The organism is Pelotomaculum isophthalicicum JI, assembly GCF_029478095.1.
Lineage (GTDB): Bacteria > Bacillota > Desulfotomaculia > Desulfotomaculales > Pelotomaculaceae > Pelotomaculum_D > Pelotomaculum_D isophthalicicum.
In genome coordinates, this window is record NZ_JAKOAV010000009.1 from 1 (window position 1) to 17,040 (window position 17,040).

General features: G+C 44.2%; 18 protein-coding genes and 1 pseudogene. 3 read left to right on the forward strand and 16 right to left on the reverse strand.

Going from position 1 to position 17,040, the window contains the following annotated elements; all coding sequences use genetic code 11:
* Nucleotides 1–1,018 (reverse strand): GDSL-type esterase/lipase family protein (locus tag L7E55_RS06455; protein WP_277443276.1); only part of this gene is annotated, 1,018 nt, incomplete at its 3' end.
* 191 nt (nt 1,019–1,209) lie between these two features.
* Entirely contained in the window at nt 1,210–3,225 is a 2,016-nt protein-coding gene (fusA, locus tag L7E55_RS06460; RefSeq protein WP_277443277.1) for an elongation factor G, read from the reverse strand.
* A 317-nt stretch (nt 3,226–3,542) separates the two neighbouring features.
* Here fusA and spoVB point away from each other — a divergent pair, with 317 nt between their 5' ends.
* Nucleotides 3,543–5,117, forward strand: a complete 1,575-nt coding sequence (spoVB, locus tag L7E55_RS06465; RefSeq protein ID WP_277443278.1) for a stage V sporulation protein B — start codon at nt 3,543–3,545, stop codon at nt 5,115–5,117.
* Here spoVB and surE read toward each other — a convergent pair.
* From surE to queD, 7 genes are read right to left on the reverse strand one after another with little or no spacing between them, the layout of a single operon-like run.
* Nucleotides 5,104–5,865 carry a 5'/3'-nucleotidase SurE gene (gene surE / locus L7E55_RS06470; RefSeq protein WP_277443279.1) on the reverse strand — a complete coding sequence of 254 codons (762 nt, stop codon included), beginning with the start codon at nt 5,863–5,865 and terminating at the stop codon, nt 5,104–5,106. The two genes, spoVB and surE, sit on opposite strands and share 14 nt — an antisense overlap.
* A gap of 14 nt (nt 5,866–5,879) precedes the next feature.
* A complete protein-coding gene (locus tag L7E55_RS06475; RefSeq protein ID WP_277443281.1) occupies nt 5,880–6,074 on the reverse strand; it encodes a YpmA family protein in 195 nt (64 codons plus the stop codon).
* 53 nt (nt 6,075–6,127) lie between these two features.
* On the reverse strand, nt 6,128–6,688 hold the full coding sequence (folE, locus tag L7E55_RS06480) for a GTP cyclohydrolase I FolE (protein WP_277443282.1): 561 nt from the start codon (nt 6,686–6,688) through the stop codon (nt 6,128–6,130).
* A gap of 31 nt (nt 6,689–6,719) precedes the next feature.
* A complete protein-coding gene (locus L7E55_RS06485) occupies nt 6,720–7,457 on the reverse strand; it encodes a 7-carboxy-7-deazaguanine synthase QueE (RefSeq protein ID WP_277443284.1) in 738 nt (245 codons plus the stop codon).
* A complete protein-coding gene (locus L7E55_RS06490) occupies nt 7,457–8,020 on the reverse strand; it encodes a DUF366 family protein (protein ID WP_277443285.1) in 564 nt (187 codons plus the stop codon). The genes L7E55_RS06485 and L7E55_RS06490 overlap by 1 nt, the downstream gene beginning before the upstream one ends.
* Nucleotides 8,020–8,709 (reverse strand): 7-cyano-7-deazaguanine synthase QueC, encoded by a 690-nt coding sequence (queC, locus tag L7E55_RS06495; RefSeq protein WP_277443287.1) that lies wholly within the window; start codon nt 8,707–8,709, stop codon nt 8,020–8,022. Before queC ends, L7E55_RS06490 begins: the two co-directional genes overlap by 1 nt.
* A 2-nt stretch (nt 8,710–8,711) precedes the next feature.
* Nucleotides 8,712–9,104, reverse strand: coding sequence for a 6-carboxytetrahydropterin synthase QueD (gene queD, locus L7E55_RS06500; RefSeq protein WP_277443288.1), 393 nt, complete (start codon nt 9,102–9,104; stop codon nt 8,712–8,714).
* A gap of 209 nt (nt 9,105–9,313) precedes the next feature.
* Between queD and L7E55_RS06505 the strand changes: the two genes are divergently transcribed.
* Entirely contained in the window at nt 9,314–9,478 is a 165-nt protein-coding gene (locus L7E55_RS06505) for a hypothetical protein (RefSeq protein WP_277443291.1), read from the forward strand.
* Here the strand turns inward: L7E55_RS06505 and L7E55_RS06510 are convergent.
* Nucleotides 9,475–10,077: a TatD family nuclease-associated radical SAM protein gene (locus L7E55_RS06510; RefSeq protein WP_338091181.1), complete on the reverse strand. Its 603-nt coding sequence runs from the start codon at nt 10,075–10,077 to the stop codon at nt 9,475–9,477. The two genes, L7E55_RS06505 and L7E55_RS06510, sit on opposite strands and share 4 nt — an antisense overlap.
* Before the next feature lie 94 nt (nt 10,078–10,171).
* On the opposite strand from L7E55_RS06510, the gene L7E55_RS06515 reads away from it, so the two are divergent.
* On the forward strand, nt 10,172–10,570 hold the full coding sequence (locus L7E55_RS06515; RefSeq protein ID WP_277443293.1) for a TIGR04086 family membrane protein: 399 nt from the start codon (nt 10,172–10,174) through the stop codon (nt 10,568–10,570).
* A 215-nt stretch (nt 10,571–10,785) separates the two neighbouring features.
* Here L7E55_RS06515 and alr read toward each other — a convergent pair whose 3' ends face one another.
* The 6 genes and pseudogenes from alr to L7E55_RS06545 all read right to left on the reverse strand — a co-directional run.
* Nucleotides 10,786–11,943, reverse strand: a complete 1,158-nt coding sequence (alr, locus tag L7E55_RS06520) for an alanine racemase (RefSeq protein WP_277443295.1) — start codon at nt 11,941–11,943, stop codon at nt 10,786–10,788.
* Nucleotides 11,944–12,002: 59 nt separating this feature from the next.
* Complete coding sequence (ald, locus tag L7E55_RS06525) at nt 12,003–13,121, reverse strand: alanine dehydrogenase (protein ID WP_277443296.1); 1,119 nt, start codon at nt 13,119–13,121, stop codon at nt 12,003–12,005.
* 25 nt (nt 13,122–13,146) lie between these two features.
* Entirely contained in the window at nt 13,147–14,703 is a 1,557-nt protein-coding gene (locus tag L7E55_RS06530; protein WP_277443297.1) for an NAD(P)H-hydrate dehydratase, read from the reverse strand.
* A 2-nt stretch (nt 14,704–14,705) separates the two neighbouring features.
* Nucleotides 14,706–15,122 carry a holo-ACP synthase gene (acpS, locus tag L7E55_RS06535; RefSeq protein WP_277443299.1) on the reverse strand — a complete coding sequence of 139 codons (417 nt, stop codon included), beginning with the start codon at nt 15,120–15,122 and terminating at the stop codon, nt 14,706–14,708.
* 169 nt (nt 15,123–15,291) lie between these two features.
* On the reverse strand, nt 15,292–16,113 hold the full coding sequence (locus L7E55_RS06540) for a LytR/AlgR family response regulator transcription factor (protein ID WP_277443300.1): 822 nt from the start codon (nt 16,111–16,113) through the stop codon (nt 15,292–15,294).
* Nucleotides 16,085–16,750 (reverse strand): annotated as a pseudogene (locus L7E55_RS06545) (sensor histidine kinase); the annotation flags it as partial. The pseudogene L7E55_RS06545 and the gene L7E55_RS06540, both read right to left, overlap by 29 nt.
* Between the last annotated feature and the right edge of the window lie 290 nt (nt 16,751–17,040).

The following is a 17,040-nucleotide window of genomic DNA, read 5'->3' on the forward strand; positions in this document are numbered from 1 at the left end:
CGGACTGCATGCCAAGAAATGGTCTCATGCAGAATATTGGTTTACCTGGATAAGTCGCCCTTATGAGGTTTAAATAATTCTGGTAGGAAGCTTGATAAGCTGCAGGTGATTGCAGTCCGTCATTTGTCCCTTGTGCGACAACAATCACATCAGGGACAGGTTCATTAATAGGATATCCGAACATCTTCCATTGAAAGCTTTTTACAGCATTAGGAACATGACCAGTACCTTCAGCTACAACGCCTGTTCCACCAAAACCCACCTGCCATGGGTCAGCCCCGAGAATATCAGAGGCAATATGTGGGAAGGTCAATTCTGCGCCGGCAGTTGCAGGTGTCCCGTCATTACCCAGGACGTTTAGTCCTGCTGTTATTGAATCACCTAAAAACAGTATACGCTTTTTGGTTGAATTTAAAGGTTCTACAACAGCCCCTTCGTCAACAGTCACCCCTTGAAAATTAAGACCCCTGCCAGCAAACCAAACATCATCATTGTAATATATACCGGAAGCTACAATCTTAACCGTATGTCTGGTCGGTTGAAGTCCTGTAGCTATAGTAACTGTGTTCGCCACAATGGCACGAGTAAAAGCGGCGCCGTCAACCGAGTAGGCTATATATGGTTGATAAATTGCCTTAGGATCGGCAAAAAAGTTTGCTGTAATGCTTCTCGTTCCCTCAACAGAAAAATGTAATTCTGAACCCTGATTTAAAGCGGTCATGGTTATCTTGCCATTTACAACCCGATGGATCCAACGACCGATATAGCATATGTTGTAGCTAATAATATCTTGTGCTGTGGTGCAATTAACACTTGTTATGTCATTTATCTGTTTTGAGTTTAAGATAATCATGGGTTCAGATGACAATCTTAGTGGAATCATTGTTATATCACCGACAATTTTGGTTTGATCGTCATTGATAACCGTTGTGCCGTATTTGGCCGGACGTGCGGCTTGTACCATATTGGCAAAGGCTAATATTGACAGCACGAGAGCAATCAAATAGTATTTACGCATTGTATTCCCTCCATGTATATATTTATGGGATAATTAGCTGTAATGTTACCACTGAATATCCTTAGCGAATGAAGGGAGTAATTGGACAATAATAATGATAAAAATAGCAATCCCGTGCCACTTTGACAGTGATACGGGATCTCTTTTTTAATCATTTTGGGATGTAAGGTCTTGCCCTAACACATGTTTTATTACTTGTCTGCTTCTTGCGCCGCCTTGGCCTTCTTTATTATGTCATCAGCTAAGCGTCCAGGCACTTCTTCATAACCGGTAAATTCCATTGTAAAAGAACCGCGACCCTGAGTCATTGACTTAAGATCGATGGCGTACCGGTACATTTCTGATAGCGGAACATGCGCTTTTATCAAGGTTTGTTTTTCCTGGGGTTCGGTACCCAATACCCGGCCGCGCTTTGTATTGAAATCACTGATTATGTCCCCCATAAAGTTGTCTGGCACTAAAACTTCAACATCCATCATCGGCTCCAAAAGAACAGGTTTGGCCTGCAAGGCTCCCTTTTTGAAAGCAAGTGACGCGGCAATTTTAAAAGCCAGTTCCGAAGAATCCACCGTGTGGTAAGAACCATCATATAGGGTGGCCTTAACTCCTGTTGTTGGATAACCAGCCAGCACACCTTCTGTCATAGCTTCCCGGAGGCCTTTCTCTACAGCCGGGAAATAGTTTCTGGGAACAGAACCCCCGAAAACTTCCTCAGCAAAAACAAAATCCTCCTCGGGATTTGGCTCAAACCGTACCCAAACGTGACCGTACTGACCACGACCGCCTGATTGTTTTTTATGTTTTCCTTCAACTTCAACTTTTGACCTGATCGTCTCACGATATGGCACTTTAGGATCATTCGTAACTACGTCGACACCGTATTTGCGTTTCAGCCGTTCTAGCAAAATATTTATATGCAGTTCACCCATACCTGTAATAAGCGTCTGTTTTGTCTCGGTGTTTTTCTCAACCTTAATAGTCGGGTCCTCTTCCAGCAACTTGTTAATAGCGTCGCCCAGTTTGTCTTCATCGTTTTTACTCTTAGGGGCGATTGCCACTGAAAGTGTTGGTACCGGGAAATCAATCTTATCCAGGACAACCGGTTTGTCCTTATCACATAAAGTATCGCCTGTCCCGGTGTCCTGCAATTTCACAACAACTGCTAAATCACCGGTTGGAACTACATCGGTTTGGATTGTATTTTTACCCCTGACATAAAGGACATTACCGACTTTTTCCGTCTTTTCTTTTGTACTGTTATATACAACAGTATCACTTTTAAAATTACCACTGAAAACGCGGAGAAAATTCATCTTGCCGACATAGGGGTCTGCTATCGTCTTAAATACCAAGGCCGACATCGGGCCGTTATCTTCCTTCGGAGCCGGGAGGTAGTCCGCGATCACATCCATCAACTGGGCCACGCCGGTATTCTTTGTAGCCGAGCCGGCCAGTACCGGAACAACTTTTGCTTGCGCGATACTTTTCTTCAAACCATCTTTAATCTCATCCAGAGTGAGTTCCTCTCCCTCAAGATATTTCATGGTCAGGTCGTCGTCTCCCTCAGCCGCTGCTTCAATAAGCAGTTCACGGAACTGGTCGACCTCACCGGCTAGTTCTCCGGGCACCGGTGCTTCCTTGCCTTTGCCGTCACTGGTGTAGGCTTTTTGGTTAATAATGTCAACCACACCTGTAAAGGTATCAAACGATCCGTTAGGAATCTGGATCGGCGCAAAATTACCTTTAAATTTAGTCTTTAAATCATCAAGGACTTTATTAAAGCTGGCGTTCTCCCGGTCCATTTTATTAACAAATATTATCTTGGGCAGGTTATATTTATCCGCTATATCCCAGATAACTTCATGCTGTACTTCCACACCATCCACCGCGGATATGACAAACATAGCGCAATCGGCAACTCTCAACGCTCCCTTTACTTCACCGATAAAATCAGAAAAACCGGGTGTGTCCAGCAAGTTAATTTTGACACCGTTCCACTCGCAAGGAACAAGGCTTGTATGTATGGTTATTTGTTTGGCAGTTTCTTCAGGGTGGTAGTCGGAAGTCGTAGTGCCATCCTCCACTCTGCCCAAACGGGAGAGAACCCCGGTATTATAGAGCATGGCTTCGACAAGTGAGGTTTTACCGGCTCCACCGTGCGCAACTACACCCACATTGCGTATTTGACTGGTTTGATAATTCTTCAAATTGTGTTCCCCCTTTTGTAAATAATGGTTTCCTTAAAGCACTATTTCTATACTACATAGAACCTAAGCAGGGATATTTTGGATGAAAACAAAAAGAACCCCCTCAGGAGCAATTATTAAGGTACCCCAGGCTGATGGCATAAACATCAAGGGTGTAATTCTACAGTAAGTGTGTAAATTCCTTGTTATTTTAAAAATAACCGTGATTTTTTTTAGTTGAATAAGATACCGCATTATAAAATTTGCCTCATAGGAAAATTAAGGATGCATAGATATTATCATATGCAATTAAAGTTCTATTTTATGGCAGGTAAAATATGGCCGGACAATCATTAATCAACGGAACTTTAGTCCTACTGTTCAGTGGGCTATTCAATAGAATGCTGGGTTTCACATATGAAGTTTTTATGATTCGTTTGATCCAGCCGGAGGGCATTGGCCTGTTTAACATGATTTACCCTATATATGTTCTGGTAGTGGTTATGGCTACCGCAGGCATTCCAGTAGCCATAGCCAAACTTGTTTCAGAAGAGGCAGCCCGCGGCAATCTCCGGGGAGCCTACCGCATTTTTAAAATTTGCTTGTTTACCCTTATTGCAAGCGGCACGATTTTCACAGCATTGTGTTACCTTGGAGCTTCCTTTCTACTTAAATATATTTTTATCAATCCCAAAGCATATTACAGTTTCTTATTCCTTATTCCAGGCGTTCTTATAGTATCGCTATGCTCCGCATTCCGTGGTTTTTTTCAGGGGCTTCAGCAAATGACGCCAACAGCTTTAACCCAATCCCTGGAACAGCTGATTAGATGTGTTTCCGGCCTTTTAATCGCATATATGCTTTTACCGAAAGGTATTGAATATGCTGCGGCTGGAGCTTCACTAGGCGTGGTAACAGGTGAACTGGCCGGTTTTGTATCTATTCTGCTGATTTACATACGCAAACGTCCCATTGTGCCATCCGGTTTCAGGACATTACATTTTGAGTCGTTTTATTCAATTGCTGTCAGGGTTTTTAATTTAGCTATTCCGGTATCATTGACCCGTTTTGCATCTACCACACTTTTATGGATTGATGCCGTATTGATTCCGAAACGTCTTCTGGCAAATGGGATGGGACTGTCTGAAGCTACATCAGCTTACGGGCAATTTGTGGGCATATCCCAAAGCTTGCTGTTCGCCCCGGCAATTATTACTCTTTCACTTGCTACCGCCCTACTTCCGGCAATATCTGGCGCACTGGCTGTAAACAACTTGAAAAATGTCCGTAAACGCTGTGAAGATGCCGTTAGAATTACATTGATTGCCGGAATGCCCAGCACAGTTGTCTATGTTATGCTTTCAGAAGAATTGTGCGGATTGATTTTTGATTATCCAAAAGCGGGGGCAAGCCTTTGCATACTTGCTCTGGGAGGGCCTTTCCTGTACCTGGCGCAAACTTCCACCGGTATTCTCCAGGGCCTTGGCAAAGCATCCCGGCCGTTTATAAACATGGTTATCGCATCTTTATTTAAAATTACCGGCATATACTATCTTACCGGGGTACCACAATTTGGCGTGCAAGGCACATCTGCGGCTCTTGTTATTTATTACATGATTATGGCTTTACTGAACCTGGCTGATGTACGCAAATATACCGGCTCGGAGATAAGATTACACAAATTACTTTTAAAACCCCTGTTCGCAGCTGCAGGAATGAGTATCGTAATTTTGTTGTCAAAAAGTTACTTGTCGGCTTGCACGCATTCTGAATTTTTGGTAACTACCGGAAGAGCCCTTGCCGGTATGGTCATATATGTCCTGATATTGATATTAAACGGAGGTATCAGCATTAACGACTTGAACAGGCTAAAAGCAGTAATACACTTCAAAACCGAAATTAAAACGCGTTAAATTCCTTAACCAATTCCTTCACATCATTCAATACTTTGTAATTGGTCAAGTCGTAATGAACCGGGGTGATCGACACATAGCCTTCATTTATCGCCCAAACGTCAGTGTCAGGGTTATCCCCGTCAACGTCAAAAGGCTCCCCTGCCATCCAAAAGTAAGTTCCGCCCCTCGGGTCGGTTCTTTTATAAAACACATTAGTATATCGCCTGTTTCCCAGCTTGGTTATTCTAATACCGCGTGGCAACCCTGGTGGTATATTGATATTCAAAAGAATACCATCACGCAGAATATTACCATATTCTGATACAAATTTTTTTATGAAAATGCCGGAATACGTGAAGTCATTAAACTCATAACTGGCCAGCGATATAGCAATAGCGGGAACATCATTGATGATCCCTTCAATAGCTGCCGAAACCGTGCCGGAATATAATACATCGGTGCCAAGATTCGGCCCCAGATTAATGCCGGATATAACCAAGTCGGGAAGTTCTGGAAGCAGCGCTTCCAGACCAAGTTTAACGCAATCTGAAGGAGTGCCGTCTACTGCCCAGCCTTTTGAGTTTGTGCCCGGATATAACTGTTCTTTCACTCTCAGCGGTCTGTGCATAGTAATTTTATGACCCGTGGCGCTTCTTTCCCGGTCCGGAGCAACTACAAAGACTTCCGCTTGTTCCTCCAAGGACTTTCTAAGCTGTGTAATTCCGGCCGCGTTAATACCGTCATCATTACTAATTAATACTCGCATAAATTTCTCCGTTTTCAAGCCTCATAAATTGATATTTTCATGGTATCCTTGGCAGCATCTTTCGTGAGGCCAAAAATAACATGTTTGTTTTTTAATGTCTTGTTTAAAAAATCAATTATTTTATACATATCATCACAGGCTTTGAATGACTTTACAGCTATTAGTTCAAGTTTTCCCGTGGTGGGGATATCGTTATTATCCAATTTCATCCTCCTGAAATCAGCTAATTAAAAGTGCTCCGCTCACATCTCAAAACTGATTTTTAATCTTTAACTAAAGAAAACGCTTCCGCCCTGGTCGCCTCGCTTCTCTGGAAGATGCCCCTTACTGCTGAAGTTACAGTCTTTGAACCAGGTTTTTTTACACCGCGAAAGGTCATACACATATGTTCAGCTTCAATAACGACTAACGCACCTTGTGCGTTCAACCTACGCATTATCGAGTCGGCGATCTGGGAAGTGAGTCTTTCCTGCAGTTGCGGCCGCCTCGCAAAACCTTCCACCAGTCTAGCCAGTTTTGATAAGCCGGTCACATTGCCTTTCCGGGGGATATAAGCTACATGCGCCTTCCCATAAAACGGCAGCAGGTGATGCTCACACATGGAATAAAGCGGTATATCCTTTACGATAACCATTTCCTCATGGTCTCCTGAAAATTTCTTTTCTAAGTGTGCGTCTGGTTCCTCCCAGAGACCGCTAAATATTTCCTCATACATACGGGCAACCCGTGACGGCGTTTCCCTTAAACCTTCCCTTTCCGGATCTTCTCCGATAGCTTCAATAATCATCCTTACTGCTTTTTCGATTTTTTGTTGATCAATCACAATTACCCTCCTAGTGCCACCCTTGTTCGAATTAAAGCTGGCCCATTATCTTGTGAGTCTGTGGAATAATAAGAACATTTGCCAGTATTTTAAGAGCAAGCTGCTGCAAATAAAGCGCCCGTGCGGGTGAAACACTTTTAATACCGCTTGCTGCCGGACTGACCGGCTGGATTATCATGGTTATGCCTTTGCCATATTCGCTAATTAAAACGGCGGCTTGCTCGATCTCTTCTTCCGTGGTATCTTCACCGACAACCACTTTAACAAAAACTTGTTTCTTGCCAGCTATCTTTAAAAAAAGTCTATGTTCTTCCCAAAAGGGAATCAGGCCGCTGATACTAGGCAACTTAATATCCATACCGATTATGTCAATAAGTTCGATTACCTCCGAGAGTGCTTCAGGCAATGTGCCGTTAGTCTCAAGATAGATTCCGTGCCTGGTGCCTTTTATAAAAGGAATCAATTCCCTGATAAATGAGGTCCATAACAATGGCTCACCGCCAGTAAGGCTTATAGAATGGTGTATTGACAGGTCGTAAGAGTGTACCGCGTCGGCAACCTCTTTAGCCGACAAGGGGTTGGGAAGTTGTCTAAAATCCTTTTGCCCGGGATGTTGTTCAATTTTGCAAAAACCAGTCTCATTGACAGGGGTGTCACAGAATGAGCAATTTATGTTGCAGCCCTGCAGCCGGATGAAAACCTGACGGCAACCGACCAGTAATCCTTCACCCTGCACTGAAGAAAATATCTCCGCAATCTGACAGGGCATTATCTAACCCCCCGTACTTTACAACGCGCCATTTTTATTTGCTCATATTCTTTAACGTACTCACTGAGCAGAGACCTGCCGACATCCTCGATTTCTTCTGGATCAAGGCCAATTTCCGCCAGTCCAATGGCCGGTACGGGCGCATCCTTGCCTGTTACGTTAACACCAGTGTGAATCATGGTAGATACAGGAGTAAGAGTGGCTATTGACACGGTTAGTTTGCGATTTTGAAAAAAAAGGTCGTCTCCGTATCGGCTTAGTACGGCCCCTGATTTTTCTGTTATGATATCTTTTAAAGTAGCAATCAAAAGCCGCTGCCTGACAATAGTCTTCTCCAAATCAAGGTCAAAGTGTTCAATAATAAAATGGAGCATGTCCGTACTAAATATTGGTGAATTGCTTAAAACATCTTTAATGTCGACCATTTCTGTCAACTCAACCCGGCAAGGTCCCCTAAAAGAAACGATGCTCTCCCCCTGAATGCCGAAATTGCGGTAAGCCCAATGGGATGATAGCTGCCTACCGTCATAAGTAATTGTTTCTTTTATAAAAAGTTCTTTCATCAGATCTCCCCCAAAAAACTCATGCCGCCCAAATCTAAAGCAGCCAGGTTGGCGGCGCGTTTTAAGCGCAAGCAACTTTCACACCGGCCACACATTTTTTCCCCGCCGCGATAACAGCTCCAGATATATTGAAATGGAACCGACATCTTTAAACCAAGTTTTATAATATCCACTTTATCAAGCCTTTGAGTGTAGCTGACCACTCTTACATGATTAAGGGTGGAATAATTCAAGGATTCATTTATCGATTTTACAAAGCTGGCGCTGTTGTCAGGAAATGTCGCCGCTTCTTCACTGTTAAAACCGGTTACAACCAGTTGGGCTTCGTAAGATTCGGCAAAAGCGGCGGCAATGTTGATAAAAAGACCGTTACGGTTGGGAACCCACACCTTTGCCGCGGAAGCGTTACAAGCTTCCAGTTCGTCAAGTGCGGCTATCTCCGGTTCCGGCAGGTCTAAATCACTCTTTACCAGCGCTGTGCCGGTGATATCCTTTAAAAAAGGAATTTCGACGACCTGGTGGTGCAAACCGTAATGTCTTGCCAGGGATGCGGCGGCCTTTATTTCATTTTGCGAGGCGCGCTGTCCGTAATTAAATGTGAGACACAAAACAATGTCTGATTCCCTTGAGGCACAGGCAAGGGACACAGTCGAATCCAGACCGCCGGAAAGAAGCACGATACTTTTCAAAACTAGTCCTCCTCCTCGCAGTACGCCGCCGAAGCTTCCGGAGATTCACCAACACGTACTACTGCAATTTTCGCATTTTCCAGCGAATCGGTAAACTTAGTTTTTAGTCTGCGAAATATGTATCTGGCCAGGTTTTCCGCCGTAGGGTTGTTTCCGCTGTTTTGTTTAAATGGCTCCAGCATGTTCAGATTTTGGTGATCGAGTTCTTCAATAACTTCTTTTACCCCGCTTTTTAATTCTTTAAAATCAACCAGCATACCTTTCTGGTCCAGCTTATGGCCTTTAAAGACAACTTCTACCTGCCATGTATGGCCGTGCAGTTGGGCACATGGCCCATCGTAGTTTAATAAACAGTGCGCGGCAGCGAAACGCGTTCGGATAGCAAGCTCATACATAGTGACGGAACCCTCCCTCACTCCAATTAGTGCCATTGCAATAAACTTTTCACTTTTTAACAACTTCACAATCCGTATATGTTAATGTTTATTTTATTTTTTATTTCTTTATTTTTCCGCCGCTACCCAGGAGTATTCTTCCCCATTACTACCATACATAAAAAAAAACCGGATGGAGAAAGCTAGAATTAAATGATGGAGGTGTTATCATGGGCGAAAACAAAAACATTAACAAGAAAGGAAATTCCTTCGTGCATGAAATGACAGGTTCAGCCCCAATGGTTAATCTGGATGGAAACTCGGATTATATCGTTCAAAACACTAATCCACCGGTGCAAAAAAAATCATTACCTAACAAGAAGCTACCTAACTAAGTGAATACGTCTAAATATTCTCTTATTATGAATTCAGCTCCGAGATTAACGGCTATTTCACGGCATTTTTTGATGTCAACACCTGGCAATCTGACTACCGACAATGTAACTTTTGGGATATGTTTTTTACAACTAGCGGCAAATTTGAGCATCGCTCCATAAGCCTCTTCTCCCATCTGCGGCTGGCATAGTGACACGTATTGCAATGCATCGGGTGCGTTTAAGCTAATCGAAACGGCGTCAACCGAACCGGCTAATTCTGAGGCGATATCGCGTCCATGAATTAGGTCGGCCTGGCCGTTCGTGTCAATTCTTACAGATGCACCGAGCTTTTTTAACACGCGGGATGTCTCAATTACCAGATCTGCCCTAATCAACGGCTCGCCATAGCCACAAAAAACTACTTCCCGGTATTGACTAACATCTCCAACGGCTAATAATAATTCGTTCAGATCGGGCTCTTTATCCAACCAGAGGTCATAACCAGCGATACCCTCTTTTGCCTGTCTGATACAAAATACACATTTATTGGTGCATTTGTTGGTAATATTTAAATATATTGAATCACCAATTTGATAAGCATAAACATTTTTACTCAAGATAATCCCCTGTTCTCTAAATAGATGAGATGCAATCATAATATGTCAACTACTTACATAAAGATAATTATAATTATTTTCCGGGGGTGTTGCAATGCCATCTGTAAATATGGATAACTTTGAGCTTCCTTTTAATGTCGGCGCAGTGATAAGGGGTATTTTTTTCGCGTTGACCATTGCATTGCTGCTAAGTATAGGCACCGGCCTTGTTTACCACTTGTCATCACTTTCGGAAAAGACTCTTCCCTTATCCGCTGCAATAATCCTGGCGTCAGGCGCTTTCGGCGGATCTCTTACCGCCGGCAGGCAAGCCGGAAATAAAGGACTTTATCATGGATTAGCGGTAGGTCTTCTGTTTTTTATAGTTGTTTGGGCTGCCGCAGCACTATTTATACCTGGTCAGGCCGGACTTAATATCTTTTACAAATTAATAATAACATTATCTTGCGGTACAATCGGCGGAGTAGTTGGGGTGGGGCTTTCAAGTGGATAATTGAAGAAATCCAGATAATCGGAGAGCCCCAGCTATAAGCCGGGGCTTCCTTTTTAAGGGAAGATGCGGAATCGAACCGCATAGCGGGCTCCGGACCTCGCTGTGTTCCCGACACTCCCCCCTGGTATTAATTACCATTATGTCATTTGGCACTTTATTTGTCAATATTATTAAAGTAGTCAGTAGTCAGTAGATTTAAAGATAATAAATATTCTTTATTCTGACTCCTGAATTCTGAATTCTGACTCCTTTTGCTTTACATATATTCTGGGGACCCGTAGGCTGATCATACAAACTACTTCATAATTAATCGTACCTAATTTCATCGCTATATCATCAGCAGTAATTTCTTCGTCATCCTGGCGGCCGATGAGCACAGCCTCATCCCCCATCTTTATATGCGAGTCGTTGCCGGCGTCAACCATAATCTGGTCCATGCAAACCCTGCCAATTACAGGCCGCCGCCGGCCATTCAACAAGACCTCCCCTTTAGAAGAAAGCGACCTTGGATAGCCGTCGGCGTACCCTAGAGGCAAAGTGGCGATAACTGTTGGTTTAGCAGTTGTATAGGTACACCCGTAACTAACTTTAAAACCAGCCGGCACAGTTTTAACATAAGCGACTTTAGCCTTCAGGTTCATGGCCGGATAAAGTTTTAAGCCAGTGTGTTTAAGTCTGTCGGAAGGATTTAGGCCATAGACAATGATCCCTGCCCTTACCATGTCCAAGTGTGTCTCCGGCATTTCCATTAATGCCGGACTGTTGGCAGCATGTTTTAGCGGGATGTCGAGACCACTCTTCCGTAGCGCTTCTGTAATGTCGAGAAAACGCTCCAATTGCATTTTGGTATAATTTTTATCAGCGTCAGCGTTAGCAAAATGCGTGAAAATACCCTCTACTTCTAGATACGGTGTTTTCGCCAGTCGTAATATTTCGTCTACAATATCCGGACCTGACACCAAGCCAATTCTGCCCATACCGGTATCAACTTTAATATGCACTTTCGCCCGTGTCCCGCCCCGCGCCGCGGCTTCCGCCAATACCAAGGCCATTTCGCGGGTATAAACAGCCTGCGATAGCCGGTGGCGCACAACTTCAACAGCCTGTTCCGGTGGTATATACCCTAAAACCAGCACCGGGGCTTCCAACCCCGCCTCACGAAGCGCCACCCCTTCCGATATTCTGGCAACACCGAGCCACGTTGCGCCGTTGGCCAAAGCGACCCGGCTTACTTCAACTGCGCCGTGACCGTAGCCGTTAGCTTTGACCACTGCCAATATTTTGGCTGTAGACTTGGTAACACGACGAATCTCCCGGACATTGTTGGCAATCGCATCCAAATTGATCTCAGCCCAAACTGGATATACGGACATACTAGTTCCACTCCTGAAAAAGCACATTATGTCAATCGTTAAAGGTTATCCGTTAAAGGTTATCCCAATAAATCAGCGATTTTCATATAATCTTTTTTCAAAGATTCTCCTACCGCCCCGCAGGTGAGATTGCCTTTATAAGTATTTACCCCGCGCGATAAAGCGTTATTATTCTTGACAGCTTCATAAAAACCATTGTTCGCCAACTCCAAGGCATAAGGAAGGGTGGCATTTGTCAAGGCAAATGTGGAAGTCCGGGCGACGGCGCCTGGCATATTGGCTACTGCATAGTGGAGTACGTTATATTTAATGTAAACAGGATCATTATGAGTGGTAACTCTGTCAATCGTCTCAATTGAGCCCCCCTGATCAACGGAAACGTCGACAATGACCGAACCGGGCTTCATTTCTTTAACCATTTCTTCACTAACAAGCTTTGGCGCTTTTGCGCCGACTACGAGCACGGCCCCAATCAAAAGATCCGCATAACGTACAGATTGCCTGATATTAAACTGGTTTGAAACCAGGGTATTAATTCTCCCGCCGTACAGGTCATCAAGGTAGCGTAGCCGTTCGGCATTCTGGTCGATAATGGTAACCTGCGCTCCCATTCCCACAGCCACTTTGAGGGCGCTGGCACCTACAGATCCGGCGCCGATGATCACCACGTCCGCGGCGGCCACCCCTGGTACCCCGCCTAATAAGATTCCTTTGCCCCCGTACGGCTTTTCAAGAAAATGAGCGCCAACCTGGACAGCCATCTTTCCCGCAATTTTACTCATCGGTGTGAGTAATGGCAGAACACCGTTATCCAGTTGGATAGTTTCGTACGCCACGGCTGTCACTTTGTTTTTGATTAAGGCGGCTGTTAACTCCGGTTCACGAGCAAGATGGAGATAAGTAAAAAGAATCTGTCCTTCTCTCAGTAGCTGGAACTCACTGGGAAGCGGTTCTTTCACCTTCATTATCATATCTGCGCGTTTGAAGACTTCAGCGGCGGTGGCAACCAGCTCAGCTCCTGAAGAAACATACGCTTCGTCTGTAATACCGCTGCCAAGGCCGGCTTTTTCCTCAATCAAAACCTTATGTCCAGCCCCGGTAAATGTCTGAACGCCTGCTGGAGTTATAGCAACACGATCCTCATTTATTTTTATTTCCTTAGGCACTCCGATGATCATGGTAACACCTCCTGAAAATAGGTATTCAATCAGTGCCAACAACATTCATCATTGCTGCCGGCAGGTTAAATAATATGTCTCCGGCTGTTAAACCGATCATTCCCTTTATCCTGGCACCCATGTCACCGGCCAGGCCATGCACATAAGCTCCTGCGGATGCCGCTTGAGCCGGATTCAGACCTTGCGCGATAAGCGCCGCCACTACCCCTGTCAGTACATCGCCGCTGCCGCCGGTAGCCATACCCGGGTTACCGGTGGGATTAATGTAAATAGCTCCGTCCGGAGCGGCCACTACCGTTCGGGCTCCTTTGAGCAGCGCGACTACATTCCATATTGTTGCCGCTTTTCCTGCAATTGATAGACGATCCTCTTGAATTTCCCTTGTCGTAACGTCCATTAATCGGGCCATTTCACCGGGATGAGGGGTTATCACTACCGGAGCCTGGATTTTTCTCAGAATCTCGACTTCTCCCGCCAATGCATTTAAGCCGTCGGCGTCAATCACACACGGAATTCGTACTGACGGCAAGAGCTCTCTAACCATAGCAACCACTTCTGGTACGGTTGATAAACCTGGACCCAGAGCTAATACATCCGCGTTATCCAGCAAGGAAAGTATGTTTTGGCGAGCGCCACGGCTCAAGTGTCCCTTTCCTGTATCAGGCAATGGCACAGTCATAACTTCCGTCAGTTTTGATTCCATTATGTCATGCAGTGATTCAGGCACCGCCACTGTAACCAGACCCGCTCCAGCTCGCAGGGCGGCTTCGCCAACCAGGCAAGCTGCTCCGGTCATCCCGCGTGAGCCAGCCACAACCAATACCCGCCCGAAGTTACCCTTATGGGCGTCTGAAGGGCGGGGAGACAGCCATTCCTTAATCATTTCTCCAGTAATCAAATATCTTTGCGGCGCTTCTTTTTCTATAAGAACGGCCGGTATAGAAATATCGACAACGTGTAGTTCACCGGCGTAATCAGCGCCTGGTTCCAGAATCAACCCCAACTTGGGGAGGGCAAAAGTAACCGTGTGAGCAGCTTGAATGCATGGCCCGCTTGCTTTTCCGGTATCCGCTTCCAGACCTGACGGGATATCCACGGCAACTATAGGTTTGCCGCTTCCATTCAACACTTCTACTATTCGCCCTGTTTTTTCAACCATTTTTCCGCGAAAACCAGTTCCGTAAATAGCGTCAACAATTAGATCCGTATTCATTAGAACCAAACGGACTATATTTATCCCGTCCCCATGTTGCAAAGAGTATACTTTCTGACCCATCTTCCGCCAGATGTTAAGATTAGTGGCGGCATCACCGGTGATCTCATCAAGTTCCGCTATGGCCAGCACCTTAACTTCCGCACCCATATTTAGCAGGTGACGCGCTATTACGAAGCCGTCACCACCATTGTTTCCTTTACCGACAAATACAGTGATAACTTTACCGCGCACATTTCCCAGCACTTTCCTTATAACCTCCACTACCTGGCGGCCGGCGTTTTCCATCAAAACAAGTCCTGGAACTTTGTATTCTTTGATAGCAGTCTGATCCAGCTTCTTCATTTCCTCAGCAGTAACAACCCGCATTTTTACGCCTCCTCTCTTATAGCTACAGCAAAAGCCATTGCCCTGGCCCGGTCATGGGATAAGCTTATTTTTATTTCACAAATTCCTTTATTTCTTGCAAGAATAGCTGTTTTATTGTGCAACTGCACAATAGGACAACCTCCCGTTAACTTACCGACTTCCACGTCAGTCCAGCGAACACCTGTAATTCCAGTACCCATTGCTTTGAAAACAGCTTCTTTTGCTGCGAATCGCGCGGCATAGCAAGCGTATCGATCCCGTTTCTTGTCGCAATAGCACCGTTCAGAAGGAGTAAAAATCCTGTTAAGAAACCGTTCGCCTATACGCTCCACCGCATTTTTTAACCGGTCAATTTCCACGGTGTCCACGCCAATGCCGGCCAAGCCTTCCACCGGTAGCATAACGCAATTATTTTCCAATAAATATCCAACTCCCGACAACTAGCTCTTTCCAATTATTTTATCCTAATCTTTCTTCAGTAAAAAGAAAAAACCTGCCCAAAAGTGATATTACTTTGAAAACGGGTCAACCTACCCGTTTCAAAACACGCAGGACAGTTCATTTAACGCATTTTCAAATTAAAAATATCTAAAAACCTAAAATTCGTCTGAGTTTTTTCGCCTGAGCTCTGCTTACTGGAACTTCGCTTCCTTCCTTATCTGCAACAATAAGGTTGTATGTACCGTTAAAAAATGGAACTATTTCTTTTACTTTGTGCAGGTTTACCAGGTAACATCGGTGGGTCCGGAAGAAATATTGCTGATTAAGTCTTGTCTCTAGCTCTTTTAAGGTAAAACGGGTAAAAAGTTTATCAGATTCAGTTTTAATATAAACATTATCCTGCAAAGTAAAAGCATAAAAAATATCAGATTCAGTCACTAAAATAGTTTTGCCCTGTTTACCCGCCGGAATACAATCTATTCTTATATGATCCTGGATCTCACGCTGCAAAGAGTCCATTTTTTTTTCACGTGTTCGTTCTTCAATATGCTTGCCAGGGGTCTGTTCCACCGTCGCTGCCAACTCAGACAGCAACATATCATTCTGCGCTATCTTATTCACTTTATTAATGGCTTTTTTTAAACGTCCCGGATCAACCGGTTTTAGCAAATAATCGACGGCGTCTACCGTAAAAGCGGAAACAGCATACTCTTTATAGGCAGTAACAAAAATAATGTATGGTCTGGTTTCCAGTTCCTGAATAGCCGCCGCCACTTCCAAACCGCTCATACCCGGCATAGAAACATCAAGAAAAAGAACTTGATAATGGAGCGCCTTGATCAGTTCCAAGGCTTCATAGGCATTGGTAGCCTCACCAACTATTTCAATATTACTAAAATTGCTCAAGGCTAAACGAAGTTCCTGCCTGGCAGGATACTCGTCATCGACAATCAGCGCTTTTAGCTTCACCGGTGAGACCTCCTTTAACATCTTCACTAATCATCAAAGGAACCCTAAAGCAAACAGTGGTGCCTTTGTTTTCACTACTTTCTATACGGAGGCCGTAATTCTTACCAAATAAGCTTATCAGTCGCTCATGAACATTGCTCAAACCAATTCCGTTACCAGAGCCAAAACCGGGAAGCATTATATTCTTTAAATCATCTTTGTTCATCCCAACCCCGTCGTCCGAAATCACAAAAAGCATTTCATCTCCTGACGCTTTTACTTTTATATGCACCGTCCCCGCCCCAATTTTGGGTTGAATACCGTGTTTTATAGCATTTTCAACAATAGGTTGTAGAGTTAACGCGGGTACCCGGTAATTTAGCAATTCGGGGTCAATATCTCTTTGGATTACTAATTTTTCGCGAAAACGTGCCTTTTCAAGCACCAGATAAGTGTTTATATATTCAATCTCTTCTTTCAGACTGTTAAAATGCCCGTGTCTCTTTAAGGCATGGCGGAAGAAAGAAGCCAACCGTATTAGGAGACGGCGGGCAGTTTCGGGATTTGTCCTGGTGTAAGATACTATGGTGTTCAGTGTATTGAATAAAAAGTGCGGGTTTATCTGGGCATGCAGGAAATCAAGCTCCACTTTTTTTATCCTTGCATTCTGATGTTTCCAGATGTGTTGAATAACAAGGCAAGTGGCAGTTAAACTGGCAAGAATCATTAATATAACAATCTCCATGGGCGTTGGTTTGAAAAGAATAATTATCAATACAGCCGCGATATTAACAAGTCCCCAACGTAAAATAACACCGAGAATGTTATTCAAATAAATCATGCCTTAACTCCTAACCAAGGTGAACAATATTTAACTAATTTATATAAATACTATAAATATTCTACATGTAATAATGGAATCCTTTTTGTAATATTTATAAAACAAGC